At 42.0% G+C, this 25,119-nt stretch carries 22 protein-coding genes and 1 tRNA gene; 6 read left to right on the forward strand and 17 right to left on the reverse strand.

Features of this window, described 5'->3' with window-relative positions; all coding sequences use genetic code 11:
* Nucleotides 1-42: 42 nt before the first annotated feature.
* From clpX to BUB08_RS12950, 6 genes are all read right to left on the reverse strand, one after another.
* Nucleotides 43-1,275, reverse strand: coding sequence for an ATP-dependent Clp protease ATP-binding subunit ClpX (gene clpX, locus BUB08_RS12925; RefSeq protein ID WP_245820201.1), 1,233 nt, complete (start codon nt 1,273-1,275; stop codon nt 43-45).
* 3 nt (nt 1,276-1,278) lie between these two features.
* The gene (clpP, locus tag BUB08_RS12930; RefSeq protein ID WP_073002316.1) at nt 1,279-1,962 is read right to left on the reverse strand and encodes an ATP-dependent Clp endopeptidase proteolytic subunit ClpP; all 684 of its coding nucleotides are present in this window, start codon (nt 1,960-1,962) and stop codon (nt 1,279-1,281) included.
* A gap of 104 nt (nt 1,963-2,066) precedes the next feature.
* A complete protein-coding gene (gene tig, locus BUB08_RS12935) occupies nt 2,067-3,419 on the reverse strand; it encodes a trigger factor (RefSeq protein WP_073002317.1) in 1,353 nt (450 codons plus the stop codon).
* Nucleotides 3,420-3,502: 83 nt separating this feature from the next.
* Nucleotides 3,503-3,584 (reverse strand) — tRNA-Leu (locus BUB08_RS12940).
* A gap of 47 nt (nt 3,585-3,631) precedes the next feature.
* On the reverse strand, nt 3,632-4,573 hold the full coding sequence (locus BUB08_RS12945) for a LysR substrate-binding domain-containing protein (protein WP_073002318.1): 942 nt from the start codon (nt 4,571-4,573) through the stop codon (nt 3,632-3,634).
* Nucleotides 4,574-4,980: 407 nt separating this feature from the next.
* Nucleotides 4,981-5,256 carry a hypothetical protein gene (locus BUB08_RS12950; RefSeq protein WP_073002319.1) on the reverse strand — a complete coding sequence of 92 codons (276 nt, stop codon included), beginning with the start codon at nt 5,254-5,256 and terminating at the stop codon, nt 4,981-4,983.
* 673 nt (nt 5,257-5,929) lie between these two features.
* On the opposite strand from BUB08_RS12950, the gene BUB08_RS12960 reads away from it, so the two are divergent.
* Nucleotides 5,930-6,724, forward strand: a complete 795-nt coding sequence (locus tag BUB08_RS12960) for an outer membrane protein assembly factor BamD (RefSeq protein ID WP_139249701.1) — start codon at nt 5,930-5,932, stop codon at nt 6,722-6,724.
* Here the strand turns inward: BUB08_RS12960 and ppk1 are convergent.
* The 6 genes from ppk1 to BUB08_RS12990 all read right to left on the reverse strand — a co-directional run bounded on the left by ppk1 (nt 6,721) and on the right by BUB08_RS12990 (nt 14,552).
* Complete coding sequence (gene ppk1, locus BUB08_RS12965) at nt 6,721-9,123, reverse strand: polyphosphate kinase 1 (protein WP_073002322.1); 2,403 nt, start codon at nt 9,121-9,123, stop codon at nt 6,721-6,723. The two genes, BUB08_RS12960 and ppk1, sit on opposite strands and share 4 nt — an antisense overlap.
* Nucleotides 9,124-9,223: 100 nt before the next feature.
* A protein-coding gene (gene prfB, locus BUB08_RS12970; protein ID WP_217651617.1) for a peptide chain release factor 2 occupies nt 9,224-10,313 on the reverse strand; the annotation gives its coding sequence in 2 pieces (ribosomal slippage) (nt 9,224-10,249 and nt 10,251-10,313; 1,089 coding nt in all).
* A 45-nt stretch (nt 10,314-10,358) separates the two neighbouring features.
* On the reverse strand, nt 10,359-10,829 hold the full coding sequence (locus tag BUB08_RS12975; RefSeq protein ID WP_073002324.1) for a regulatory protein RecX: 471 nt from the start codon (nt 10,827-10,829) through the stop codon (nt 10,359-10,361).
* A gap of 77 nt (nt 10,830-10,906) precedes the next feature.
* Nucleotides 10,907-11,371 carry a ribonuclease HI gene (rnhA, locus tag BUB08_RS12980; RefSeq protein ID WP_073002325.1) on the reverse strand — a complete coding sequence of 155 codons (465 nt, stop codon included), beginning with the start codon at nt 11,369-11,371 and terminating at the stop codon, nt 10,907-10,909.
* A gap of 180 nt (nt 11,372-11,551) precedes the next feature.
* Complete coding sequence (locus BUB08_RS12985; protein WP_073002326.1) at nt 11,552-12,220, reverse strand: hypothetical protein; 669 nt, start codon at nt 12,218-12,220, stop codon at nt 11,552-11,554.
* A 178-nt stretch (nt 12,221-12,398) separates the two neighbouring features.
* Nucleotides 12,399-14,552, reverse strand: coding sequence for a S46 family peptidase (locus tag BUB08_RS12990; protein ID WP_073002327.1), 2,154 nt, complete (start codon nt 14,550-14,552; stop codon nt 12,399-12,401).
* A gap of 186 nt (nt 14,553-14,738) precedes the next feature.
* Between BUB08_RS12990 and BUB08_RS12995 the strand changes: the two genes are divergently transcribed.
* From BUB08_RS12995 to BUB08_RS13015, 5 genes are all read left to right on the forward strand, one after another.
* A complete protein-coding gene (locus BUB08_RS12995; protein ID WP_073002603.1) occupies nt 14,739-15,569 on the forward strand; it encodes a M23 family metallopeptidase in 831 nt (276 codons plus the stop codon).
* Between the two features lie 4 nt (nt 15,570-15,573).
* On the forward strand, nt 15,574-16,734 hold the full coding sequence (locus tag BUB08_RS13000) for a 1-deoxy-D-xylulose-5-phosphate reductoisomerase (RefSeq protein ID WP_073002328.1): 1,161 nt from the start codon (nt 15,574-15,576) through the stop codon (nt 16,732-16,734).
* A 19-nt stretch (nt 16,735-16,753) separates the two neighbouring features.
* Nucleotides 16,754-18,091: an RIP metalloprotease RseP gene (gene rseP / locus BUB08_RS13005; protein WP_073002329.1), complete on the forward strand. Its 1,338-nt coding sequence runs from the start codon at nt 16,754-16,756 to the stop codon at nt 18,089-18,091.
* A 46-nt stretch (nt 18,092-18,137) separates the two neighbouring features.
* Nucleotides 18,138-18,338, forward strand: coding sequence for a twin-arginine translocase TatA/TatE family subunit (gene tatA / locus BUB08_RS13010; protein ID WP_073002330.1), 201 nt, complete (start codon nt 18,138-18,140; stop codon nt 18,336-18,338).
* Nucleotides 18,339-18,471: 133 nt separating this feature from the next.
* The gene (locus BUB08_RS13015) at nt 18,472-19,530 is read left to right on the forward strand and encodes a DUF4837 family protein (protein ID WP_175550006.1); all 1,059 of its coding nucleotides are present in this window, start codon (nt 18,472-18,474) and stop codon (nt 19,528-19,530) included.
* Between the two features lie 98 nt (nt 19,531-19,628).
* On the opposite strand, the gene BUB08_RS13020 is transcribed toward BUB08_RS13015, so the two are convergent.
* The 5 genes from BUB08_RS13020 to BUB08_RS13040 all read right to left on the reverse strand — a co-directional run bounded on the left by BUB08_RS13020 (nt 19,629) and on the right by BUB08_RS13040 (nt 25,093).
* A complete protein-coding gene (locus tag BUB08_RS13020; RefSeq protein WP_073002332.1) occupies nt 19,629-20,390 on the reverse strand; it encodes a succinate dehydrogenase/fumarate reductase iron-sulfur subunit in 762 nt (253 codons plus the stop codon).
* A 47-nt stretch (nt 20,391-20,437) separates the two neighbouring features.
* The gene (locus BUB08_RS13025; RefSeq protein ID WP_073002333.1) at nt 20,438-22,378 is read right to left on the reverse strand and encodes a fumarate reductase/succinate dehydrogenase flavoprotein subunit; all 1,941 of its coding nucleotides are present in this window, start codon (nt 22,376-22,378) and stop codon (nt 20,438-20,440) included.
* A 20-nt stretch (nt 22,379-22,398) separates the two neighbouring features.
* Nucleotides 22,399-23,079, reverse strand: coding sequence for a succinate dehydrogenase cytochrome b subunit (locus BUB08_RS13030; protein WP_073002334.1), 681 nt, complete (start codon nt 23,077-23,079; stop codon nt 22,399-22,401).
* A gap of 173 nt (nt 23,080-23,252) precedes the next feature.
* Nucleotides 23,253-24,155, reverse strand: a complete 903-nt coding sequence (locus tag BUB08_RS13035; protein ID WP_073002335.1) for a CobW family GTP-binding protein — start codon at nt 24,153-24,155, stop codon at nt 23,253-23,255.
* Nucleotides 24,156-24,211: 56 nt separating this feature from the next.
* Nucleotides 24,212-25,093 (reverse strand): homocysteine S-methyltransferase family protein, encoded by an 882-nt coding sequence (locus BUB08_RS13040; protein ID WP_073002336.1) that lies wholly within the window; start codon nt 25,091-25,093, stop codon nt 24,212-24,214.
* Between the last annotated feature and the right edge of the window lie 26 nt (nt 25,094-25,119).

Below are 25,119 nucleotides of genomic sequence, written 5' to 3' on the forward strand. Positions count from 1 at the left end.
CTATATTTTTTCAAGCAAAAATTCGTTTCTCCCGAAAGAAAATCAGCTTGCTTTTAACCTGCGGATATTTGAACGGTCCATCTTACTTTGGGCATACTCCTGTGTAATAAGCAGACTGTCTGCTTTTTCAGAAGGCATTTCATACATGGCATCATTCATTATACTTTCGCAAATAGAACGAAGGCCACGAGCTCCCAGCTTAAATTCAATGGCTTTATCCACAATATACTGAAGCGCGTCTTCTTCAAATTCCAAATTTATTTTATCAATCTGGAAAAGCTTTTTATACTGCCTGATTACCGAGTTTTTCGGTTCAGTAAGAATACTACGCAATGCTTCTTTATTCAGTGGATCGAGATGAACCAGAACCGGCAAACGTCCGATAATTTCCGGAATCAGTCCAAACGATTTCAAATCCTGGGGAGAAATGTACTGAAGAAGGTTTTCGCGCTCGATACGATCTACCGCTTTCGCTGCGCTGTAACCAATTACTTTAGTATTTAACCGGTTGGCAATTTTCCGTTCGATTCCGTCAAAAGCACCTCCACAAACAAACAGGATGTTTTTTGTATCCACCGGAATTAATTTCTGCTCCGGATGTTTTCTTCCTCCCTGCGGGGGCACATTAACAATGGCTCCTTCCAAAAGTTTCAGCAGCCCCTGCTGAACACCTTCTCCGGAAACATCACGTGTAATGGACGGATTATCGCTTTTACGGGCAATTTTATCAATCTCATCGATAAAAACGATGCCGCGTTCGGCAGCTTCCACATTATAATCGGCAGCCTGCAGCAGGCGGGTTAAAATGCTTTCAATATCTTCTCCCACATAACCGGCTTCGGTAAGCACGGTGGCATCAACAATGGTAAAAGGAACGTGAAGCATTTTTGCAATGGTACGCGCCAAAAGAGTTTTGCCGGTACCGGTTTCCCCCACCAAAATAATGTTTGACTTTTCAATCTCAGTTTCGTCTTGATCCATTGGCTGGGTAAGCCTTTTGTAATGGTTATAAACTGCTACTGAAATAATTTTTTTTGCTTCGTCTTGTCCAATTACATACTGGTCTACAAACTCCTTAATTTGCTTTGGTTTAAGAAGTTGAATCCCGGACAAATCAAAAGAACTATCTTTTTTTATTTCTTCCTGGATAATTGAGTAAGCCTGTTCAGCGCAACGATCGCAGATATGCCCGTCGATCCCGGCGATTAAAAGGTTCACTTCTTTTTTTTCGCGTCCGCAAAAAGAACATTTATCCATTCTGATTTTATTTGCCATTGATTATTTTTTTGCTTTATCTCTCACTAAAATCTCGTCAATCATTCCGTATTTAACAGCTTCTTCCGAGGTCATCCAGTAATCGCGGTCGGCATCTTTTTCTACCTGTTTTACTGGTTTTCCTGAATGAGCTGAAATAATATTATAAAGTTCGGCTTTAATTTTAATGATTTCACGAGCTGTAATTTCAATGTCTGACGCTTGTCCCTGTGCTCCGCCCATGGGCTGATGAATCATCACCCTTGAGTGTTTCAGCGCAGAACGTTTTCCTTTGGCGCCGGCAGTAAGCAGCACAGCTCCCATAGAAGCAGCCATTCCGGTACAAATTGTTGCCACATCGGCAGAGATGTATTGCATGGTGTCGTAAATTCCCAAACCGGCATGTACTTGTCCTCCCGGCGAATTCAGGTAAATCTGAATATCTTTCGACGGGTCGGTTGATTCCAGAAACAGTAACTGAGCCTGGATAATGTTGGCCACTGTATCGTCGATGGGAACGCCCAAAAAGATGATACGATCCATCATCAACCGCGAAAATACATCCATGGATGCAACGTTGAGCTGGCGTTCTTCGATAATGGTTGGCGAAATGTAACTTCCGTAGGCTGAGTTATACCGCTGTAAAGTTAAACTGCTAATGCCTTCGTGTTTAACTGCGTATTTTTTGAATTCGTCGTAATTTTCCATTTTTCCTTCCCTTTATAAAAAAAGTAACTTTGTAATTCTGTCTTATGTTAGAAAACGAATTACAAAGTTACAAAAAAGTTATTTGCTGAAACACTCAGCAAATGCTATTTGGCCATTTCCTCAAATTCTTCGCGGGTAACTTCTTTGCTTTCCAGGGTAACTTTCCCTTTAACAACATCAATTACCTTGTCTTCCAGAATTTTGGAGTATAATCTTTCTTTTTCTTCCGGTTTTTCCAGAATCATCTTGGCAAACGACTCCAGCTGATCTTCAGGCGCGTTGTAAATGCCGTACTGACTGTACTGAGCATGTGCAATTTTCTTGGCCAAATCAACAGCTTCTTCGTCCTCTACTTTCAATTCATTTTCTTTAATAATGAAGTCTTTGATGAGCTGCCAACGCAAATCTTTCAAAAATCCGTCGAAGTCTTTTTCAATCTGTTCGTCGGTTGCTTCTTTATTCGCTTCTTTTAGCCAGCGTTTCAGGAAAGCCTCCGGTAACTCCGGATTAACTTTTTCAACCAGCGCATCCCGTGTATCGTAAGCAAACCTTGTGTCAGAAGAGTGCAGCAAGCTGTTTGCTATTTCTTCTTTCAACTTGTTTCTTAAATCTTCTTCGGTTTTTACGTCGGTATCTTCGCCGTATATTTTTTTGTACAGTTCTTCGTTCAGCTCTGCTTTCTGGTAATCCAGTATTTCTGTAATGGTGAAGCTAAAATTGCTGTTCAGTTCATCTGCCTGTTCGTGACTGATTTTCAGCAAATGTCCCACTTCGTGTCTGTCTTCGTAAGCGGCAACCGGGTCGAAAGTGAGCACTTCACCCTTTTGTTTTCCGAGGAACTGCTTTTTAATTTCTTCGTTTTTAATCAGGTCAACAGAAAGCAAAACACCATCTGCTTTAATGCCATCTTCTTTTGGATTTCCTTCCTCATCCAATTCAACAAAGTCGCCTCTAACCAGGCTCTTGTCCTTAGCTTCGTCGGCATCAACGTTTTGCCCCATTTGCGAAGTAATCATATTCACCTGCTCTTCAACCATGTCGTCAGAAACTTTTATGGTGAAGTACTGGAGTTTATCCTCTTCACTTAGCGGAACCTCAACTGTTGGCGCCAGAGCCACGTCGAATGCAAATTCAAAAGCTTCATCGTTTTCCCAATCAATTGGTTTCTGATGTTCTGTACTTGCAAGCGGTTCACCCAAAACCTGTAATTTTTCGTCAACCAAATAACGGGTAAGGTTTTGCGACAGAACTTTGTTGATTTCTTCTACCATTACCGATTTTTCGAAACGCCTTTTGATGAGCCCCATAGGAGCTTTTCCCGGCCTGAATCCTGGGATTGAAGCCTTATGACGGTAATCTTTTAAGGTATCTTCAACTGATTGTTCGTAATCCGATTTTTCAATTAAGACCTTAATTACCGCATTTACATTGTCAATATTTTCTCTGGTAACCTTCATTTTGAAACGATAAAATTAATTTCCCAACATTCCATTAAATCACCGCCGGCAAAATCGCTGAATGGATTAGCCGGCGGTGTTTGTGCGGACGAAGGGACTCGAACCCCCACGCCGTATGGCACTAGATCCTAAGTCTAGCGCGTCTACCAATTCCGCCACGTCCGCAAAAAAACAGGGCGCAAAGATAATTAATTTTTTGAATTAATAAAAAATTATTTCCATTCTACAACAGTTCCTCTTTGTTCATTTTGAAGTTCTTGGGGGATGGCGTCTTTAATCTCGCGCCACATCAGGTTTATCAGCTTGTGCTTTGCAAAATGGCGGGAGTAAACCAAACTCACTTCCCGCAACGGTTTCAGGTTACTAAACCAGCGCACATTCTTTTTCCGTTCGCCCTGCATCGAGAGCATTGCCAGCTCAGGAATCAGCGTAATACCTCCCTCACGATCAACAATATTCATAAGTGTTTCGAGCGATCCGGCTTCAAAATGGAACGGCAATTGACTATCGACCGTACCCAAAAAAGAGCAAAGATTCACTACCTGATCCCGAAAACAATGGCCATCGCTCAACAGCCAGATCTCAGGCGTTGCAATGTCTTTCAGCGTAATCTCCTTCTTCTTGTAGAGCTTGCTTTCCGGATTTACATAAATCAACATCTCTTCGTAAAAAACCGGTTTCTCAATTATTTTATCTTCTTTGAGAGGCGTTACCAGAATCCCCACATCAATCAAATCTTTATTCAGCAGCTTCACAATTTCGTTGGTAGTTTGCTCCACCACCTTAATGTAAATATTAGGGTATTTCTTTTTGTAACGCCCAATAAACAGGGGCAGGAGATATGGTGCCAGCGTCGGGATTATTCCAATACGCAATGTTCCGGAGACCTGATTTTTGTGTTCTTTTACGATATTGTTAAGTTCTTCGGCCTCTTTTAAAACCACGCGCGCCTGCTCAATAATTCGCTGGCCAACATCGGTTGGAATAAGCGGTTGTTTGCTGCGGTCAAAAATGATGATTTCCAGGTCTTCTTCCAGCTTTTTGATTTGCATGGAAAGGGTTGGCTGTGTGATAAAACAGGATTCGGCGGCTTTGCCAAAATGGCGATAAGTGTCTACCGCGACTATATACTCCAGTTGGGTCAGCGTAATCATGGCGTATAGATTTTTCCGCTAAAAATAGAAATTAATTGTCTGACGCAAAAAGAAAGGCGGGATAAAGTGAGTCGGTAACAACCTATTTATTTAAAAACGGCAACCAATTCCGGCATTGATTGAGCCGCCAAATTCCCACGCAAACCAATCAAAATATTTCGATAATAATCTTTTTTCTTTACCGAGGATAAAAGAAGTTCCTACCCCAATTTTCCGGGTTATAAAAAACTTGCCCGGCAGGTCTGCTTTAAATCCAAACCCGACGTTTTGGTCAATCCATGTAAAGGGACCAAACCGGTTTAAATGTTCTTTGTATAAAACATCTCCATTAAAATCATAAGTATATGGTAATAAATCTCTGTTCCGCGTGGTGGAATAAGTAGCTTGTACATCATAAAAAAAAGGCTTTATATGCGTCCAGTTTCAGAAAACATGGTAGTGGTAGAATCCTTCAATCCCTTGGAGATGTTCATATAAACTTTATTCTGGTCATCACTCATTTCAGGTTTATTAATGTTGAAACGAATTCCTCCTCCCAATTCATGCCGGGCGTTATAAGTTTTGGAAAAGGCAAATGTAACATTCCTGCCCGAGTGGGTCGAATTAAATGAAGAAGACAATTCTGTTTGAGCATTTATAGCAATGACGATGAACAAAAATAAAGTGAATAACAAATATTTCATTTCAAATTAAATTAATTGGGAGCAAGAAATCTTGCTCCCAGCTATATACTACAATTCAACTCTCCATATTCTAAATTCAGTTTTTGAATTTATATGCCATTTTGCCCACGAATAGAAAATTGTGTTTAAATCTAACGGATTGTTACTTAATTCTGTAGGATCATACATATACCATTCATGCGAATATTTTCTGTTTCCACCTAAATACATGGTAGTATTGTTTCTGGAGGCTTCTCCTAAACTTTTTGCAGACCTGTACCAATCTCGTTCATATGTGTTCCAAAAAATGAAATTGCTTTCAAATGGTAAAACATCATCTGAACAGAATTGGTTCCACTCAGAAAACATCCTTCCAATGTTTCTTTTACTGACTGAAGAGATTTCTTCCCAAAACGTATAACCATTATCAGTCAATATGACAATTCGGATTATACATTAAGACTTGAACCCAAGGGCTAATATGCTTTCCTATTTCAATTGGGGAAAATATACCATGGCAAAAATAAAGTTGCTTATGACAGAAAATCTTAATTTTGCAGAAAACAATGTAGCAATGAAACGAACATGAATTTTTTTCATTCAAAATTCACAAACAGGAATGATTAAAATTTATGTGAGTTGCTGAATGGCTTCAATTTTTTTGAACATTCAGAAATTAAAAAATTTTATACAGATGAAATTTTCGTTTTTTATCTCTGCCGTTTTACTGGCGTTAGTTATTGCCGGCTGCGGCCCTTCGGATGAAGACAAAGCCCGGGTGAAGCTAAACCTTGCCCAGTCACTTTTGGAGAAAAATGATACAACTGCGGCATTGCGCCACCTGGATAGCATTCCGCGCCTGTACCCGAAAGCTGTTTACGCGCTGAACGCCGCCAAAAACCTGGTAAACGAAGTGCAGTTTGATTTGCTGCACCGCAAAGAAGCAGAACTCGACTCACTGAAAGTAAAAGTAGCAGAGCTGGAAAAACCTTTTAATAAAGAGAAAACGGAATTTGACCGCTACACCCAATATGTGCACAAACGCCAGACTTTTCAAAGGGCGTGGGATCGCTCATACATTCAGGTGCATTTGGATGAACGGGGAGAGATTTACCTGAGCAGCAACTACCACGGAGAAAAATGGCTCGACCACACGGCACTGCGCGTTTACGACCAGGGTGATGATGCAAAAACGGAAGAGATTCCCATTGGTTCGCCCGACAACCACCGGAGCGATTTTATGGAGGCAAAATGGGAAAAAGTAAGCTACCGAAACGGAAAAGATAACGGCGTAATGGAATTCATTGCCAACAACGCTGACCGCAACCTGAAAGCCGTTTTCCTGGGAAATAAATACTATTACATTATTCTGGAAACATACGACAAACAGGCCGTGAAAGATGCACTTGCACTTTCAAAAGCACTGAAACAAAGAAGCAAGCTGCAAGCTGAAATAAACAGCTTGCAAAAGCAACTCAACATCAGCTAAATTATTTCTTCCACCACTTCCGGAGGATTGGCCAAAACCGCTCTGTTTCCGTTAACTACAATGGGCCGTTGAAGCAGTTTCGGATTTTCAACGAGAACCTTTATCCACTCGTCGTCGGATAATTCTTTGCCTTTGTATTTTTCTTTGTAGTCGGCTTCCTGTGTACGAACCAGCTCAAACGGTTTTTTGCCTGATTTTTCGACAATTTCCCTCAAATCGGCTTCCGATAAGCCGGTGTTTAAATATTTTATTATCTCCAAATCAAAACCTCTCTCTTCGAGATATTGTAACCCCGCACGGCTTTTTGTACAACGCGGATTGTGATAAATTTTCATAACAGTATGGTGTCTTTTTTTTATGTAGTTGTAATAATCTTCCTGGGCACGGTAAGTTTCCTCCAGGCTTGGTTTATTGTACCTGTTTTGCAATTCCGGATCGAGAATACGGGCTTTGGTGTTGTCGCGCAACTGAATTTTCAGCATCTCTTTCAGTTCTTCCCGAATGTTTTCGTCGTAAACCGGGCAGGCCACTTCAATCCGGCGGTTCAGGTTTCGCGGCATCCAGTCGGCAGACGAAATGTACATTTTTTCATCGCCATCATTCCCAAACAGAAAAATTCGCGAATGTTCAAGGTATTTATCCACAATACTTATGGCATTAATATTTTCAGAAAGCTTTTTCCGATCAATCTGCAGCCCAAAAATACCTCTGACAATCAAGTCTATTTTAACGCCGGCCTTAGCAGCTTTATATAATTTCACCATCATTCCGGGGTCAATCAGGCTGTTCATCTTCAAAACCATCCAGGCATTTTTCCCGGCTTTTGCCAGCTCAATCTCCCGCTCAATATTTTCGGTAAACACGTCGCGCATAAAAAACGGGCTCACCACCAAATGTTTGTAATTGTAGTGCTGGTAATTCTGCTTAAAAAAACCGAATAATTTTTCAACCTCATCTGCCAGTCGAGGATCTGCAGTGAGCAACCCGTCGTCAGCATACACTTTTGCGGTGCCTTCATGAAAATTGCCGGTTCCGATGTAGGCGTAATTTCTATACCCGTCCTCTTCGTCGCGTTTTACCCAGGCCAGTTTGCTGTGCACCTTCATTCCGGGAACGCCGTTTATTACATTGGCTCCTTCTTCCTGCAATTTATTAGACCACATAATATTGGCCTCTTCGTCGAACCGCGCCTGCAATTCAATAACCACAGTCACATTTTTCCCGTTTCGGACTGCATTTAGCAACGCATTTACAACTCTCGATGCCGGAGCGACCCGGTAGATGGTAATCCCAATTTCTTTTACCTGCGGGTCAATTGCAGCCTCCCGAAGGAAATCGATAAAGTGATTAAATGTCTGATACGGGTAATGCAGCATCACATCCTTTCTGCGAAGAACCCGCAAAATACTGGTGTGAGGCGGCAAGTCTTTATGGGTGAACGGCGGCAACTTGGTATAATAATGGCGCTTCTTCCCTATTTCGGGAAAACTCATAAAATCTTTCCGGTTGTGGTACCTTCCCCCGGGAACGGCATTTTCTTTGTCATCCAGCTTCATCTTTTTCAAAATGAAATCCAGCATATCTTTTGGAATCTCCCGATCGTAAATCAGCCGCACTGGCTTGCCTTTTTTCCTTTTTTTCAGGCTGTTTGACATTTTTTCGATGAAGCTTTTCGAAATATCATCGTCGATATCCAGCTCGGCATCGCGCGTCATTTTTATGGTATACGCTTCGTACATGTCGTAATCGAAGTAAAAAAACAGGTCGTCGAAGCAATACCGGATAACATCGTCGAGCAGCATTACATACGTTTTTTTACCCTCTTTGGGCAGCACGAAAAACCGCGAAACCGACCTGCCCGGAATACGAATTAACGAATAAGCAAAATCAGAGGGATCTGACTTTTTCATCAACTTCACTGCCAGATACACCGAGCGATCGCGCAAATAAGGAAACTTATTCTTTTTGCTCAGCATAATTGGAACCAGGTTTGGCAAAACTTTCTCGTAAAAATACTTTTTCACAAAAATGCCCTGCTCGCGACTCAGATCCTTTTCGTTAACAATAAAAATATCATTCTCATTCAGTTCGGCCAAAATATCTTTAAATATCTGCTGAACTTTTTCCTGCTGTTCGTAAACGATACTCTGAATTTTATCGTGCAACTCGCGGGGCGTAAAATTCCCCAAAAGATTTTCTTCGTCCTTGCCTATGTCAACCATGCGGCGGACAGTAGCCACACGAACACGAAAAAACTCGTCGAGGTTATTGGAAAAAATTCCGATAAAGCGGATGCGTTCGAAAAGCGGAGTATTTGGGTCTTTCGCTTCCTGCAAAACCCTTTCGTTAAACGAGAGCCAGCTAATTTCCCTGTTTATGAAGTTTTCGTTTGAATACATACCCAGACTATTTTAAAGAAGCAAACGTACAAAATACTTCTTTTGTTGATTCCTTCTTAAAAATAGAAAAAGATAGCAGACCGGCAAATGATTTTAACGACTACTGCCCGCCAAATTCCATCAGGTAAGCTTTTATCAATCCATCGAGTTCGCCGTCGAGCACCGCATTTACGTTGCCGGTTTCGTAATTGGTGCGCAGGTCTTTCACCATTTTGTAGGGCTGCAGCACATACGACCGGATTTGCGAACCCCACTCAATTTTCTTTTTCTGAGATTCAATCTCTGCTTCCTTTTCGCGGCGTTTGCGCAACTCCATTTCGTAGAGTTGAGATTTCAGCAGGCGAAGTGCATTTTCTTTGTTTCCGCCCTGCGAACGGCTTTCGGTATTTTCAATAATAATTCCGGTGGGAGCATGCCGCAGTCGCACGCCGGTTTCAACCTTGTTTACATTCTGTCCGCCGGCACCGCTACTCCTGAAAGTTTCCCAGGTAATATCAGCAGGATTAATTTCAATTTCAATGGTATCATCAACCAGAGGCGCAACATAAACCGAAGTAAAAGAGGTCATTCGTTTGTTTTGTGCATTAAACGGAGAAAGACGCACCAGGCGGTGTACTCCGTTTTCGCTTTTGAGGTAACCGTAGGCAAAATCGCCATCTACCTCCAGCGTACAACTTTTAATCCCCACCTCGTCGCCGTGTTGCATGTCGGCCACTTTAATTTTGTAGCCTTTATCTTCGCACCAGCGGGTGTACATTCTAAAAAGCATGTCGGCCCAGTCGTTACTTTCTGTTCCACCGGCGCCAGCATTAATTTTAAGAACTGCCCCCAAATGATCTTCTTCGCTTCGCAGCATGTTTTTTGTTTCCAGTTTTTCCACCAAATCGAGCGTTTCAGCGTGAGCTTTCTCAATCTCTTCTTCGGTTGCTTCTTCGGCTTCAAAAAACTCGTACAAAACACCAAGGTCTTCCACTGCCTGATTTACTTGCTCAAATCCGCGAGTCCATTCCTTAATGGATTTGATGGTTCTCATCTGCTTTTCAGCATCTTGCGGATTGGACCAAAAATCAGGATCCTGCGTTTTTAGCTCTTCTTCTTGTAGTTGAATTAATTTTGCATCGTAGTCAAAGATGCCTCCTCAGCGCATCCCGGCGCTCCAGAAGATCTTTTATCTGGTCTTTCAATATCATTATTACTGCTTTTTTTGTGGGTTGCAAAGGTAAAAAGAATCTCAATTATCCGGCAACATCGTTTAAATAGCGGTGAATTAATTCCGGTTCGAAACCGCGGTTTTGTGTAAAACGAATGATCTGCGCCATTTTTTCAAATTTATTTTTCTTTTTTACTGCACGTGCTTTTTCTTTCATTGTTTTAATCAGCACGTCCCGGTATTTATCCTGATCTATTTCTTCCAGGGCATTCAGAATTAAACTGTCCGAAAGTCCCTTCATTTTCAGGTAGTGGCGCATTTTTACTTTTCCCCACTTGTTAAATTTGAATTTATCGGAAACGTACGACCGGGCGTACCGCTCATCGTCAATAAATTTTTCTTCTTTCAGTTTTGAAATCATTTCAGTTGCCTGCTCGTCATCAATTCCGGCAGCCGTAATCTTTCGCTGAATATCAAAAGAGCACTGCTCTGAACGACTGCAAAGAGCAGCCATTTTGGCAAATACTTCCTGTATAGATTTTTGTTCGTTTTCCATGGATAACCGATTGATTTTTAATCAGACACTAAATTAGCGAAAAAACCAGAAAAAGTTCATTCACCAAGAGGATTCTCCTAAATTGAATCCTGATATCCTTTGTCTTCCAGCAGATGGGGCTTCATCGACGCCTCCACCGCAAGTTGATCGCACCGCTCGTTCAGCGGGTTATTGGCGTGCCCTTTCACCCAAACAAACCTCACATGATGTTTCTTGTAAATTTCGAGAAAACGCGTCCAAAGATCCGGATTCTTCTTCCCTTTGAACCTTTTTTTTACCCAGTTGAACACCCATCCTTTTTCAACGGCATCGGCCACATATTTTGAATCGGTGTACACAGTAACTTCACACCCGGGAACTTTTAATGCTTCAAGCGCTGTTATCACAGCCAGTAGTTCCATCCGGTTATTGGTGGTAAGGCGGTACCCTTCTGAAAGCTCTTTCCGGTGCTGCCCCGACAGCAGCACAGCTCCGTAGCCTCCGGGCCCAGGATTTCCGCGGGCAGCGCCATCGGTATAAATTGTTATTTTAGGTGTTGCCATGTCTGAATATTGGAACTAAAGTACAAAGTAAAACAAAATAAAAACGAATCGTTCAGCCTCGCATATACAAAGCAGGCAGTTTCGGCATCGAACTTATCAAATTGTGATATTCTGAAATGGGCAACAATTCTTTTACTTATTAAAGTCATCCCTTTTTTTATATAAACTATTGAGCAAGTTTTACTCAGTCTCTATCTCATAGACTAAGTCAAATCTTTGAATATATAAGTTATGAATCGTTATAATGTGATTGTCAAAATGAAGTTGTGGCGATGTCTTTAATAAATATTCCAAATCAGGAATTTTCAATTCAACAATTTTATCTGCAATTTCCCCTGTATTACTGCCATCGCTCGTAAAAATATAATATCTGCATCCGTATCCTGATATTCTAATTTGATTATCAACAATTAATCCTTTAAAGAGAAGACCACTAGAGCCTAATTCATTAAAATAAAAGCATAAAGTATCATTAACTTGAGTTACATTCCCATTTCTAATGGTTGTTGTATCACCTGTAATGCAATAGTACGATACAGTACTGTCTCCTTTAATCTCAATCTTCTCATAAGGAAATTCAAATTCATCAAAAAAAACAAAATCATCCGGAGAATACATGTAAGACAAAGAATCAAGTGTATTCCCTTTCGCATCATAACATTTTATGCCATCAATGAAAGAATAATCCCGAAAACTATATCGTTCTGTTTTAATATCTTCGATATCTTCTTCTTCAAAAAATATGGGCTCTTTTTCACACGACACATTAAAAACTATAATTGATAATATTATCAAATACTTACACAACAAAAAGCATCTGAAGTTGATAAACGTGTGTTCTATTTTCATTATTTTTCGTTTTGATTATTATGTAAAATCAAAAATATATCTTTTTCTTAATTTTTCACACAAATGTGCCCTAACTTCTTTTCCCGGCTAAATCCAAAAAAAAATCCCCGCCGAAAACTGACGGGGACAATTCCAATCAAAATATCGTTCCATCTACGTTAGAAGATGGTTATTGCTTCTATTCTACAATATTCATTTCATCGATGAGATGAGTTGCTCCGGCATATTTGTCGATAATCCATAACACGAAACGGATATCTACATTAATACAACGCTGCAACTCGGGTTCAAAAGCGATGTCGCCGCTCATTGCTTCCCAGTTTCCGTCGAAAGCTACGCCAATTAATTCGCCGTTGGCATTGAGCACCGGACTACCCGAGTTTCCTCCGGTAATGTCGTTATTGGTAATAAAGCAGGTATGCAGTTCGCCATCTTCGGCGGCATATCTTCCAAAATCTTTTGCATGCAGCAGCTCTTTCATGCGGGCCGGCACATCAAATTCGCTGTCGCCCGGAATTTCTTTTTCCAGGTATCCGTCGGCAGTTGTGAAATATTTGTAAATAACTCCGTCGCGCGGTTCATAGTCGTGTACCTGTCCGTATGTAACACGCATGGTAGAATTGGCATCGGGATAGAAATTTGTGCCATTCTCCATTTCCATTAATCCGGCAAGAAAAAGTCGATTCCCTCGATCCAACATATCTTCGTTTTCTTCCGACAAATCATTCAATTCTCTGAATTTATCGAAAATATCGAGCGCAGCCTGAAAAGCCATGTCTTTTTCCAAATCCTTCATTTTCGGGTTTTCCAGGAACTGAGCCAATTCGTTTTTATCGTCGAAAACAGATTTTTTAAACATTTTTTCGGCGTACTTGCCAAAATCACCTTTGTACTTTTTCAGCACTTCGGCAAAAAATGCAGGATGGTATTTTGGGTCTACATTATCGGCATACAACTTCATAAGAGAAGCAACCACTTTCTGGTCGGTTTCCGCGTCGTAATCTTTAAAATGGGTATCCATGCCCATGGACACACGTTTTTTTATCATCTCCATAAACTCGGTGCGGGTTTCGCCTTCGCCAAGCAAACGATAAATCGGGAGCGCCCGGTATGAAAACATAAAAATTTCAGGACCGCGAACCATTGCTTCTGCCATGTATTCCTGTGCTTTTCTAACTTCAGTATTCTCGTAGGCTTCTTTAATTGATTCCAGTGCTTCGCCGTACTTTTGTTTGCGGCTGTCGTCAGCATTTACCCATTGAGTAAATTTGGTTTCCAAATCTTTCTTTTTTGCTACAACGTTCAGGTTTTCCAACCCACGGTTTTGCCCGATGCTGTATTTGTAGTAGTTTGAACTTCCGGCATATTTTGATGCGTACTGAATGCGTGCTTTCTGACTGGTGCTCATGTACTGGTCAATTATGCCCAGCTTTTCTCCGCGTACCTGTATCCTCACCGGGTTGGTAACATTCATGGTGTATTCAACACCGTACGATGTTTCGTAACGGTTTGTTCTTCCCGGGTATCCCATAATCATTGCAAAGTCACCCTCTTTTATTCCGTTCAGAGAAACCGGGAAAAAATGTTTCGGTGAGTAAGGAATATTATCTTCAGAGTAGCTTGCAGGCTTTCCGTCGGGGCCTGAATAAACTCTGAACAGCGAAAAATCGGCAGTATGGCGGGGCCACATCCAGTTATCGGTATCGCCGCCAAATTTACCCAGCGCCTGCGGTGGAGCGCCAACCAAACGTACATCGTTGAAAGTTTCCAACACGAACAGAAAAAACTGGTTCGAATTGAAAAAACTACGCACATAAGTTTCATAATGAGTATCACCTTTGGCCTCTTTTTCCAAATCCCTGGTAACACTACTTATTTTTTTTGTCCGCTCTTCTTCTGTCATATCATCCGAAAGCTCAGCAGTAACCTTTTGGGTAACATCTTCGATACGCACCAGAAAAGAAACTGTTTTGCCTGGGTTGGGCAGCTCTTCTTCGCGGGTCATTGCCCAAAATCCATCCTGAAGATAATCGTGTTCTACGCTTGAATGGTTCTGAATTTCATCGAATCCGCAATGGTGGTTTGTAAGCAGAAGCCCTTCTTTTGAAATCAGTTCGGCGGTACACGACCCCCTGTCTAATGCAACAACTGCATCTTTTAAACTTGAATTATTAATACTGTATATATCTTCTGCAGACAACTCAAATCCCATCTGCTGCATGTCGGAAATATTCAGTTTTTGTATTAACGAGGGCAGCCACATCCCTTCATCAGCCATTGCTCTTCCCCCCAATAAAATCGTCAAGAGCAGTAGGAAACTCAATCTTCTCATTATAATCAACTAATTTTTAAATTTTAAAACTGCAAATATAATATTTCGCTTTTCATTGGGTCACGATTTATGTTCTGTTTACAGTAAGGTTTGGTTAAAAAACTATAATCCACACTGTGTTTTATCAATTCTTACTAATTTTGTTGCTCTCAAAATAAAAGCTGAGAGCACGTGAAGAAAAAACTAATGAGAAAGTTAAACGATCGCTATCGTTTAATTATATACAACGACACTACATTTCAGTCGGTATGGAGTATGAAACTCACCCGCCTGAAAGTATTTACCGTTACCAGCCTTCTGTCTGCAATTATTGTAATTCTGGTTATTTTGCTTATTGCAACAACCGGATTGCGCGAATACATTCCCGGATACCCGAAAGCCGAGTACAGGCAGATGTTGGTTTTAACAGCACTGAAAGTTGATTCGCTGGAAAATGAGCTTTACAAACGCGATCAGTTTTTCAAAGGAATTCAGGCAATTGTTTCGGGCGAAGTGCCTGAAGATAATTTGGTAATAGATACCTCCAGCTTTTCCAACCAGATAGAATTTGAAACGTTTAACCACGATTCGGTTTTTCAGGACAAACTGCTGGCAGAACAGATAAATTTAATGCCCGGCGGAAAATCGAACCGCCATTTGAGTTTGAGCCAGATTCATTTTTTTGTGCCCGTAAAAGGTGTTATCACCAACAAGTTTAAATCCACAACAGACCATTTCGGGATTGATTTGGTGAGCGAACCAAACGCACGAATTTCGGCGATAATGGACGGAACGGTTATTTTTTCGGGATGGACCATAGAAACCGGGTACGCAATTTACGTGCAACACAACGCAGATTTGGTGTCGGTTTACAAGCACAATTCGGAGCTGTTAAAAAACGAAGGAGACAGGGTAAAAGCCGGAGAAGCAATTGCAATAATTGGCAACACCGGAGAACTTTCCACCGGGCCTCACCTTCATTTTGAATTGTGGCACAACGGCGCAGCAATTGACCCGGAACAATACATTGATTTTTAGAATTATGAAGAAAAGAATTGCCATTCTTGGCTCAACCGGTTCCATCGGAACCCAATCTCTTGACGTAATTGACCAGAACCCCGAACTATTTGAAGTAGAAGTTTTAACCGCTTACAATAATGTAGATTTATTAATTTCCCAGGCAAAAAAATACCAGCCAAATGCCGTGGTTATTGCCAATGAGAAAAACTACAAAACTGTATCAGAAGCACTCAGCAACGACCCCATAAAAGTATTTGCCGGTGCCGAAGCGCTGAACCAGGTAGTGCAAATGGAAACCATCGATCTGGTTGTTACAGCAATGGTTGGCTACTCGGGACTAATACCTACGTGGCACGCAGTAAAAGCCGGCAGAAACATCGCCCTTGCAAACAAAGAAACACTCGTTGTGGCGGGTGAAATAATTACGCAACTGGCAAAAGAAAAACAGGTAGACCTTCTTCCTGTAGATTCGGAACATTCGGCCATTTTTCAGTGCCTGATGGGTGAAATTTATAATCCGGTTGAAAAAATTTACCTGACTTGTTCCGGTGGTCCGTTCAGGGAAAAAACGATAGAAGAACTGGAAAAAGCAACGGTGAAAGACGCACTTGCCCACCCTAACTGGGACATGGGCGCAAAAATAACCATCGACTCGGCAACCCTTATGAACAAAGGTTTTGAAGCCATAGAAGCGCGCTGGCTGTTTGGTCTCCCCTCGTCAAAAATAGAGGTAGTCATCCACCCTCAATCTATTGTTCATTCGATGGTACAATTTGAGGATGGCTCTATTAAAGCGCAGATGGGACTTCCCGACATGCGACTGCCAATCCAGTATGCGCTGGGTTTTCCACACCGGATAAAAAACAACTTTCCGCGGTTCAGCTTTCTGGATTATCCTACCCTTCAATTTGAAAAGCCGAATACAAAAATTTTTCGTAACCTTGCACTCGCTTTCGACGCATTGGATGCAGGAGGAAATGTTCCGTGTGTACTCAATGCTGCGAATGAAGTAGTTGTAGAGGCTTTTCTGAATAAAAAAATTGGTTTTTTGAAGATGCCCGAAATCATTGAAAAAGCAATGAAGAAGATTGATTTCGTGAAAAATCCGGACATCGACGATCTGATTCAGACCAATGCCGAAACAAGAACGGTAGCACAATTGTTAACTGAGGGAAAATCGTAAAAAAGAGAAACATATTTAAATGGAGACAATACTAATCAAAGCAGCTCAACTCATTTTAAGCCTTTCTATTCTGGTTGTGTTACATGAGTTCGGGCATTTTATGTTTGCAAGAATTTTTAAAACCCGCGTCGAAAAATTCTATCTGTTTTTTGATCCCTGGTTTTCACTTTTCAAAGTAAAAAAAGGAGAAACCGAATACGGCGTAGGCTGGCTTCCCCTGGGTGGTTATGTAAAAATATCGGGGATGATAGACGAATCGATGGATAAAGAAGCCATGAAACAACCGCCGCAACCGTGGGAATTCAGAGCGAAACCGGCCTGGCAAAGGTTGTTAATTATGCTCGGCGGGGTGTTGATGAACTTTATTTTTGCCTTTATCATATACATTGGCGTATTGTACGCCTGGGGCGAAACTTATCTTCCCACGTCCAATGTAAAATATGGAATTGAGGTAAGTGAAACAGGTGAACAAATTGGGTTGAAAACAGGCGATAAAATCCTTACTGTAGACAACCAGCAAATAGAAAATTTCAACAAAATAATCCCAACGATTGTACTCGACGATGCAAAAAGCATTCAGGTTGAACGCGACGGAAAAGTAACCGATATTGAAATAACCGACGCAGATCTTGCCCTGTTGTTGAAAAGCAAATCGGTAATGACTCCGCGCATCCCGTTTCGCATGCGTGTGGAAGGCTTCACGCCCGATTCTCCGGGAGAAGCCGCCGGCATAAAAATAGGGGACGAAATTAAGGGGCTGAACGGAAAGGCATTTCAGTTTAACGATGAATGGACCAACGAACTTCAGAAACACAAAGGCAAGCCCATTTCTTTACTGGTAGAAAGAGACGGCAAACCTACAGAAATAGCCATGAACCTTTCGGATGAAGGGATGATTGGCATCCAGATAAAACAGTTTGTTGACGATGTTTTTGAACTGAAAACCATTGATTACGGGTTGATGGAATCTATTCCGGCCGGGATTAGCCGAGGAGTACAGACAACGAAAGATTACCTGAAACAGTTCAAATTATTTTTTAAACCCGAAACAAAAGCCTACGAATCATTAGGTGGTTTTGCTACAATCGGAAATATTTTCCCCGCCAAATGGAACTGGTTCTCGTTTTGGAACATGACCGCTTTTATTTCCATCATCCTCGCAATTATGAACCTGCTGCCTATTCCGGCGCTCGACGGAGGCCATGTAATGTTCCTGTTTTTTGAAATGATTTCGGGACGAAAACCCAGTGAAAAATTTCTGGAGTATGCTCAAATTACCGGTATGATTATATTGTTGGCTCTCGTACTTTTTGCAAATGCAAACGACATAATTAAAATGATTAATGGAACATTTTAATTAAAAAAATTCTATTTTTGCATCGAACCATTTTTAACTTTGAATCATGAATTTATTTGTTATCGCAGGATTTATCGGACCACAGGAAATAATTATCATTTTAATTATAGTATTACTTCTTTTCGGCGGTCGTAAAATTCCCGAATTAATGAAAGGCCTGGGAAAAGGAATGAAAGAATTCAAAAAGGCTACTAAAGAGGGAGACGACGACAACGAAACAGCCGAACCCGGGAAGATTGAAAAATAGCCCGTTCGAAGTTTTACAAAAATCCCGCTGCAGAACACTGCAACGGGATTTTTGTATGCCGTGGTAATGTTTCAAAAGCAATTAATCATGGTAAGATTTTTGTTGCTTTAGTGCGAACCAAAAAATGTTAAAAATGAAACCGAAATTAATATTCCGTTTGTTTCCGTTGCTCGTGTTAAGCGTACTTATTTCGTGCAAAAACAGCAGCAACACAGGGCTTTCCAAAAACGTAACAGGCAAAGCAGGCGAGTTGGTAGTTGTAATCAGCGACGAAGCGTGGGAAGGAAATCCCGGAAATACGATTCGCAACACCCTGGCGCAACCGCATCTGGCGCTGCCGCAAGACGAGCCGCTTTTCGATTTGATAAAAGTGCCTCACGAAGCTTTCAAAAGCATTTTTAAAACAACCCGCAACATTGTGCAGACGCGCATCTCGCCCAATGTAGATTCAGAAGGAGTAACATTTAAAGACAATGTGTGGGCCAGTCCGCAGGCAGTAGTCATTATTCAGGCAAAAAGCGAAGACGAATTTGAAAAACTGTTCGAAGAAAACAAAAGCCAAATCATGTCGTATTTCATAAAAGCCGAAAAAGACCGATTGGCCATGAATTACGAAAAATATTTTGAACGGGGAATTTACAACGTACTGAACGATGATTTTGGACTAACCATGAAATTAGCCCCGGGTTTTCAAATTGGCGAACAAAAAAAGGATTTTATCTGGTTGCGCTACGAAACACCTGAAATTTCACAAGGAATCGTTATCTATACATTCCCCTATGTATCTGACAGTGCTTTTACAATTGATTACCAGTTAAAAGTTCGCGACAGCCTTTTAAAGGCAAATGTTCCCGGCCCCACTGAAGGAAGTTTTATGGCTACCGAAAGAAGGGTTGAACAGTTTTACAACTTCAGAAAACACAACGGAAATTATGCTTCGGAAATGCGCGGACTGTGGCGGCTGGTAAACGATTTTATGGGCGGCCCCTACATTTCGCTGGCAGAACTCGACGCAGCTAACCAGAGGGTTGTTGTTGCTTACGGATACGTTTATGCTCCGAGCAAAGACAAAAGAAATCTGTTGCGGCAAATTGAAGCCATGCTCTACTCAATGAAGCTGAACAGCCAGGAAGAAAACGACAAATTAAACGAACAACAAATCGATATTGATATTCAGCCCGAAAACGTGTAATTAAAAGACCGATTTTCAAAAACAACTCCTACAAAAAACAGAAAAGGCTGTCTCGAGAGACAGCCTTTTTAACAACCAGTATATATAAAACGCTTATATTATTCGCTGAACCGTGCCTTTAAATACTCGCGGTTGAGGCGGGCAATATTGGAAATGGAAATACTTTTGGGGCATTCCACTTCGCAGGCGCCGGTATTGGTACAACCACCGAATCCGAGTTCGTCCATTTTTGCAATCATGTTACGCGCACGGTCTTTGGCTTCTACTTTTCCTTGCGGAAGTTTTGCCAGGTGAGAAACCTTAGCCGAAACAAACAGCATTGCCGATGAGTTTTTACAAGCTGCCACGCACGCACCGCAACCAATACAAGCTGCAGCATCCATGGATTCTTCTGCATCGTCGTATGCAATCGGAATAGCATTGGCATCAGGAACACCGCCGGTATTTACAGAAATAAACCCGCCTGCCTGAAGAATCTTATCAAAAGCTGTACGATCAACTACCAGATCTTTGATTACCGGAAAAGCTTTTGCCCTCCAGGGTTCAATGGTAATTGTTTCGCCATCTTTAAATTTCCTCATGTGCAACTGGCAAGTAGTAACTTCTGTATCTGGCCCGTGAGCCCGCCCGTTAATGTACAGGCTGCATGTACCGCAAATACCTTCGCGGCAGTCGTGGTCAAAAGCTATTGGATCCTTCCCATCAATTATCAGTTGGTTATTTAATATATCGAGCATTTCGAGAAATGACGACCCGGTAGATATGTTTTCGATGGTGTAAGTTTCAAACCTTCCCTTGTCTGCGGCGTTTTTTTGCCTCCAGACTTTTATATTGAGTTTTTTTAGAATTTTGTCTGCCATATCAATTGAATTTTTTGTGTAATTGCTCTACTCAAAATTTGCATTTACTACTTGTAGCTTCTTTGAGTCAGCTTAACATTTTCAAACACCAAATCTTCCTTATGAAGCACCGGCTCCTGGCTTTCGCCTTTGTATTCCCAGCACGAAACGTAAGTGAACTTGTCATCGTTACGTTTTGCTTCTCCATCGTCGGTAACCGATTCTTCGCGGAAATGGCCGCCACATGATTCCTTGCGGTCAAGGGCATCCATCGCCATCAGTTCGCCAATGTCAAAGAAATCGGCAACACGACCGGCTTTTTCCAATTCAGGATTAAGGTTGTCGAGTTCTCCCGGGATTTTTACGTCTTTCCAGAACTCTTCGCGAATTTCACGAATCATCTGAACTGCTTTTTTCAGACCTTCTTCGTTACGCGACATTCCAACGTAATTCCACATTACATGGCCAAGTTTTTTGTGGAAGTAATCCACCGGTTTCGAGCCTTTAATATTATACAGCTTTTCGATTCGTGCTGTAACTGATTTTTCGGCTTCGTCAAACTCGGGCGCATTAGTGTCTACTGTCGGTGTCATAATTTCATCGGCCAGGTAATCGCCAATGGTGTATGGCAACACAAAATATCCGTCGGCCAGACCCTGCATCAATGCTGAAGCTCCTAAACGGTTAGCTCCGTGATCCGAGAAGTTGGCTTCTCCGATTGAATACAAACCGGGTACTGAAGTCATCAGGTTATAATCGACCCAGGTTCCACCCATAGAATAGTGGATGGCCGGGTAAATCATCATCGGCTCTTTGTAGGGATCTACATCGGTAATTTTTTCGTACATCTGGAAAAGGTTTCCGTAACGGGCTTCAATTACCTTTTTCCCTAACCGTTCTATTGAATATTTAAAATCGAGATACACTGCTTTTCCTTCGGCGTTTACACCAAATCCGGCATCGCATCTTTCTTTTGCAGCGCGAGAGGCCACGTCGCGTGGCACCAGGTTCCCGTATGAAGGATAACGACGTTCGAGATAGAAATCGCGGTCTTCATCCGGAATATCATTAGCGCCAATTTCGCCTTTACGCAGTTTTTCGGCGTCTTCTTTCTTTTTAGGTACCCATACACGACCATCGTTACGCAACGATTCCGACATTAATGTCAGTTTCGACTGCTGGTCGCCGTGAACCGGAATACATGTCGGGTGAATCTGAACAAAACAAGGGTTGGCGAAGAATGCACCTTTTTTGTAGCACTGCCATGCTGCAGACCCGTTGCTGCCCATTGCATTGGTAGAGAGGAAAAATACATTTCCGTAGCCACCTGTTGCAACTACCACTGCATGTGCTCCAAAACGTTTTACTTCTCCGGAAACCAGGTCGCGGGCAATAATACCACGGGCTTTTCCGTCAATTTTTACAACGTCCAGCATTTCGTGCCTGCTGAACATTTCAACGTTGCCTTTGGCAATTTGCCGGTTTAATGCCTGGTAAGCACCCAGCAGCAACTGCTGACCTGTTTGTCCTCTGGCATAAAAAGTACGGCTAACCAAAACACCACCAAATGAGCGGTTGGCCAGCAAGCCGCCGTATTCGCGACCAAACGGTACCCCCTGGGCAACGCACTGGTCAATAATATTAGGAGATACCTCGGCCAAACGGTAAACGTTAGCCTCGCGGGCACGGTAGTCCCCTCCTTTAATAGTATCGTAAAACAGTCTGAAAACTGAATCGTTATCGTTCTGATAGTTTTTTGCGGCATTAATACCTCCCTGCGCTGCAATGGAGTGGGCGCGGCGCGGACTATCCTGATAGCAAAACGCTTTTACCTTGTACCCCAACTCGGCCAGCGAAGCAGCAGCAGAAGCTCCTCCAAGGCCGGTTCCAACAACAATTACTTCAAGTTTGCGTTTGTTCGCAGGACTCACCACCTTGATACCTGCCTTGTGTTTGTTCCACTTTTCGGCAAGTGGCCCTTCAGGTATTTTTGAATCTAATATACTCATAACCCAATGCTTTTTCGAGATTAAAATTTAATGAGGAAATACAACGGAATAACAGAAAAACCGACGGCCACAACAATGGCATAAATCCGGCCTACAATCTGTAGCCTGCTCATCCAGTTTTTGTTACTTAAGCCAAGGGTATGAAACCCGGACCAGAACCCGTGTGAAAGGTGAATCCCCAGGAGAATTCCCCCAAAAATGTAAAAAATGTCGTATGCTACACTGCTTTTGAACAGATCTGCTACCAACTTGTAGGTATCTTCCATGTGTTCGCCACCTACAACAACAGTGCTCATTGCTTCAGGATTAAATTTGATAACCCAGAAAAAATGAATGATGTGGACTACGAGGAAGACCAGAACCAGTGCTCCTAAAATCAACATGTTCCGGGATGCCCATGAACTTGAAATTCCCGTGTTCTTCTTGTCGTATTTTACCGGGCGTGCTCGCCAGTTTTCATATTCGATAAAGAAAGACCAGAGAATATGAACCAAAAATCCAAGTCCCAGCAGAGGTTCCATTATTTTTACTGCAGGGTTAGTGGCCATAAAATTAGCCGCAAGGTTAAAAAGTTCGCCGCTGTCATCAAAAATCAAAAACAGATTCACTGTCAAGTGGACAGCAATGAACACAACCAAAAAGAGCCCTGAGATGCTCATAATAAACTTTCTGCCAATCGACGCAGTTAAAAACTTGCTCATAAATTATTTATTTAATTGTGTTAACATCAAAAACTGGTCACAAAAGTAGCGTAAGCCACCTGTTCCCCCAAAAAGTTTGCTCTAAAATAGCTAATTTAAATTGGTTCTAAGAAGTTCAGTTAACACTGGCTGTTTTAAACACAGAAAGCGGGGTTTTATTGCTAACTGAACCACTATTTCCCAACATGCTCTTTAAACGATCGATTCCATTCTTTTAATGTAAACCGGTCTGACAATGCAACCAGCTCTGTGGGATGAAAATTGTTTTCCACAAGGCGACATTCCACATTTTCGAAAACACACTGAACCGCCAGCACCGTGCCGTTTTTCAGGTTGGCATATCCTTTAATTCGATACGCTTTTGGCGCCCACTTGTTTAAAAACTGAAGCAAAGCATGCTCTTCAAACTTTTTCCCGCTTTTTATAACCATTGAATTTACGTCGGGTCGTGCAAGAGGTTTCGCCAAATCAGGATAAAATTTGGCAACAACGTCATCTTTCAAATAAAAAGGGGCATCGCAAAAAGACGTTTTCTGAATTCGCGCAAACGGATTTATTTTCTTTATTTCATTTACAGTTCTATCTGCGTTTTCAACAAGGTCTGTTTTATTTACCAGCACCCGGTCGGCCATTCTTATTTGATGCCCCATCCTTTGCCGCATCAAACCCGCCTTGTTAAAATTAAACGCATCAACAACACACCAATTGGAAGCGAGATACATTTTCTCAGAAAGCGAACCGGAAGATATTACTTCGGCTACCGAAGTTGTGTCTGAAAGTCCGGAAGCCTCTATAATTAATAGTTCCGGCTGATATTCATCTATAAATTTTTCGAGTGAACGAGCGAAATCTCCCAGCAGGCACACGCAAAAAACCGATCCCCGGTTAATTTCCAGCAGGTGAAAATTTTTACCCGACTTTTTTAACTCTTCCCCGTCAACATTGGAAGGGGCAAATTCGTTTTGAATAACCCCCAGCTTGTATTTGTCGGAATACGAATCGATAATTCTTTTTACAAAAGTGGTTTTTCCGCTTCCCAAAAATCCGGAGATAATATAAAATGGGATTTTTTTCATGCCGGACTTTTCGTCTTCAGGTGTCGTAGATTTATTGTTCCGGAGTTCATTTGGCTTTATTTGTCATCAATCACTTGCCGGATTTTGGCAATGTGCTCCGGCGTAGTGCCGCAACACCCGCCGATTATATTTGCTCCGGCAGCAACAATTTCCGGAATAAGTTTCGCCATCTCTGCAGGTTGCTCCGGGAAAACGGTTTCTCCGTCCCGATAAATCGGCATTCCAGCGTTGGCATGCACTAAAATGGGAATAGCGGAATCTGTTTTACGAATCTCTTTTACAATTCCAACCATCCCGGCAATTCCATTTCCACAGTTGGCACCCAGGAGATCGGCCCCTGCATCCACAAGTGTTTGTACCATGTCGGCAGGCGAAACCCCCATCATAGAACGAAATTCGCCAATAACTGTTTTTTCGAAAGTCATGGTGCAAAATACTTCCAGGCGAGTGTTTTCTTTGGCCGCCCGAATAGCGATCCGCGCTTCGTCGAGGTCGCTCATGGTTTCAATCATTATTGCATCTGCTCCACCGGCTTCCAACCCTTTAGCCTGAACTTTAAACGCTTCGTACAATTCGTCTTCGGTTACATCGCCCATCATCAAAATTTTACCGGTTGGCCCCACAGAGCCCAAAACAAATTTTTCGCCGGCAGCTTTCCTGCTGATTTCGGCAGCTGCTTTATTCAACTCAAAAGTTTTGTCTGCCAGTCCGTACTTTTCAAGTTTAAAGCAGGTTCCGCCAAAACTGTTGGTTTCAATCATATCAGCACCGGCTTCGATATAACTTTTAGCAATATCCAATACTTTATCCGGATGCGAAAGGTTCCATTCCTCGGGGCATTCGCCGGTTTTGAGCCCCTTCTTTTGCAGAAAAGTTCCCCAGGCTCCGTCTGAAACCAGCACTTTTCCGTTACTTATTTTATCCAGTATTTTCCCCATTGTTATTGTTTCTAACGAAGTTACGA

This window comes from Mariniphaga anaerophila, from assembly GCF_900129025.1.
GTDB lineage: Bacteria > Bacteroidota > Bacteroidia > Bacteroidales > Prolixibacteraceae > Mariniphaga > Mariniphaga anaerophila.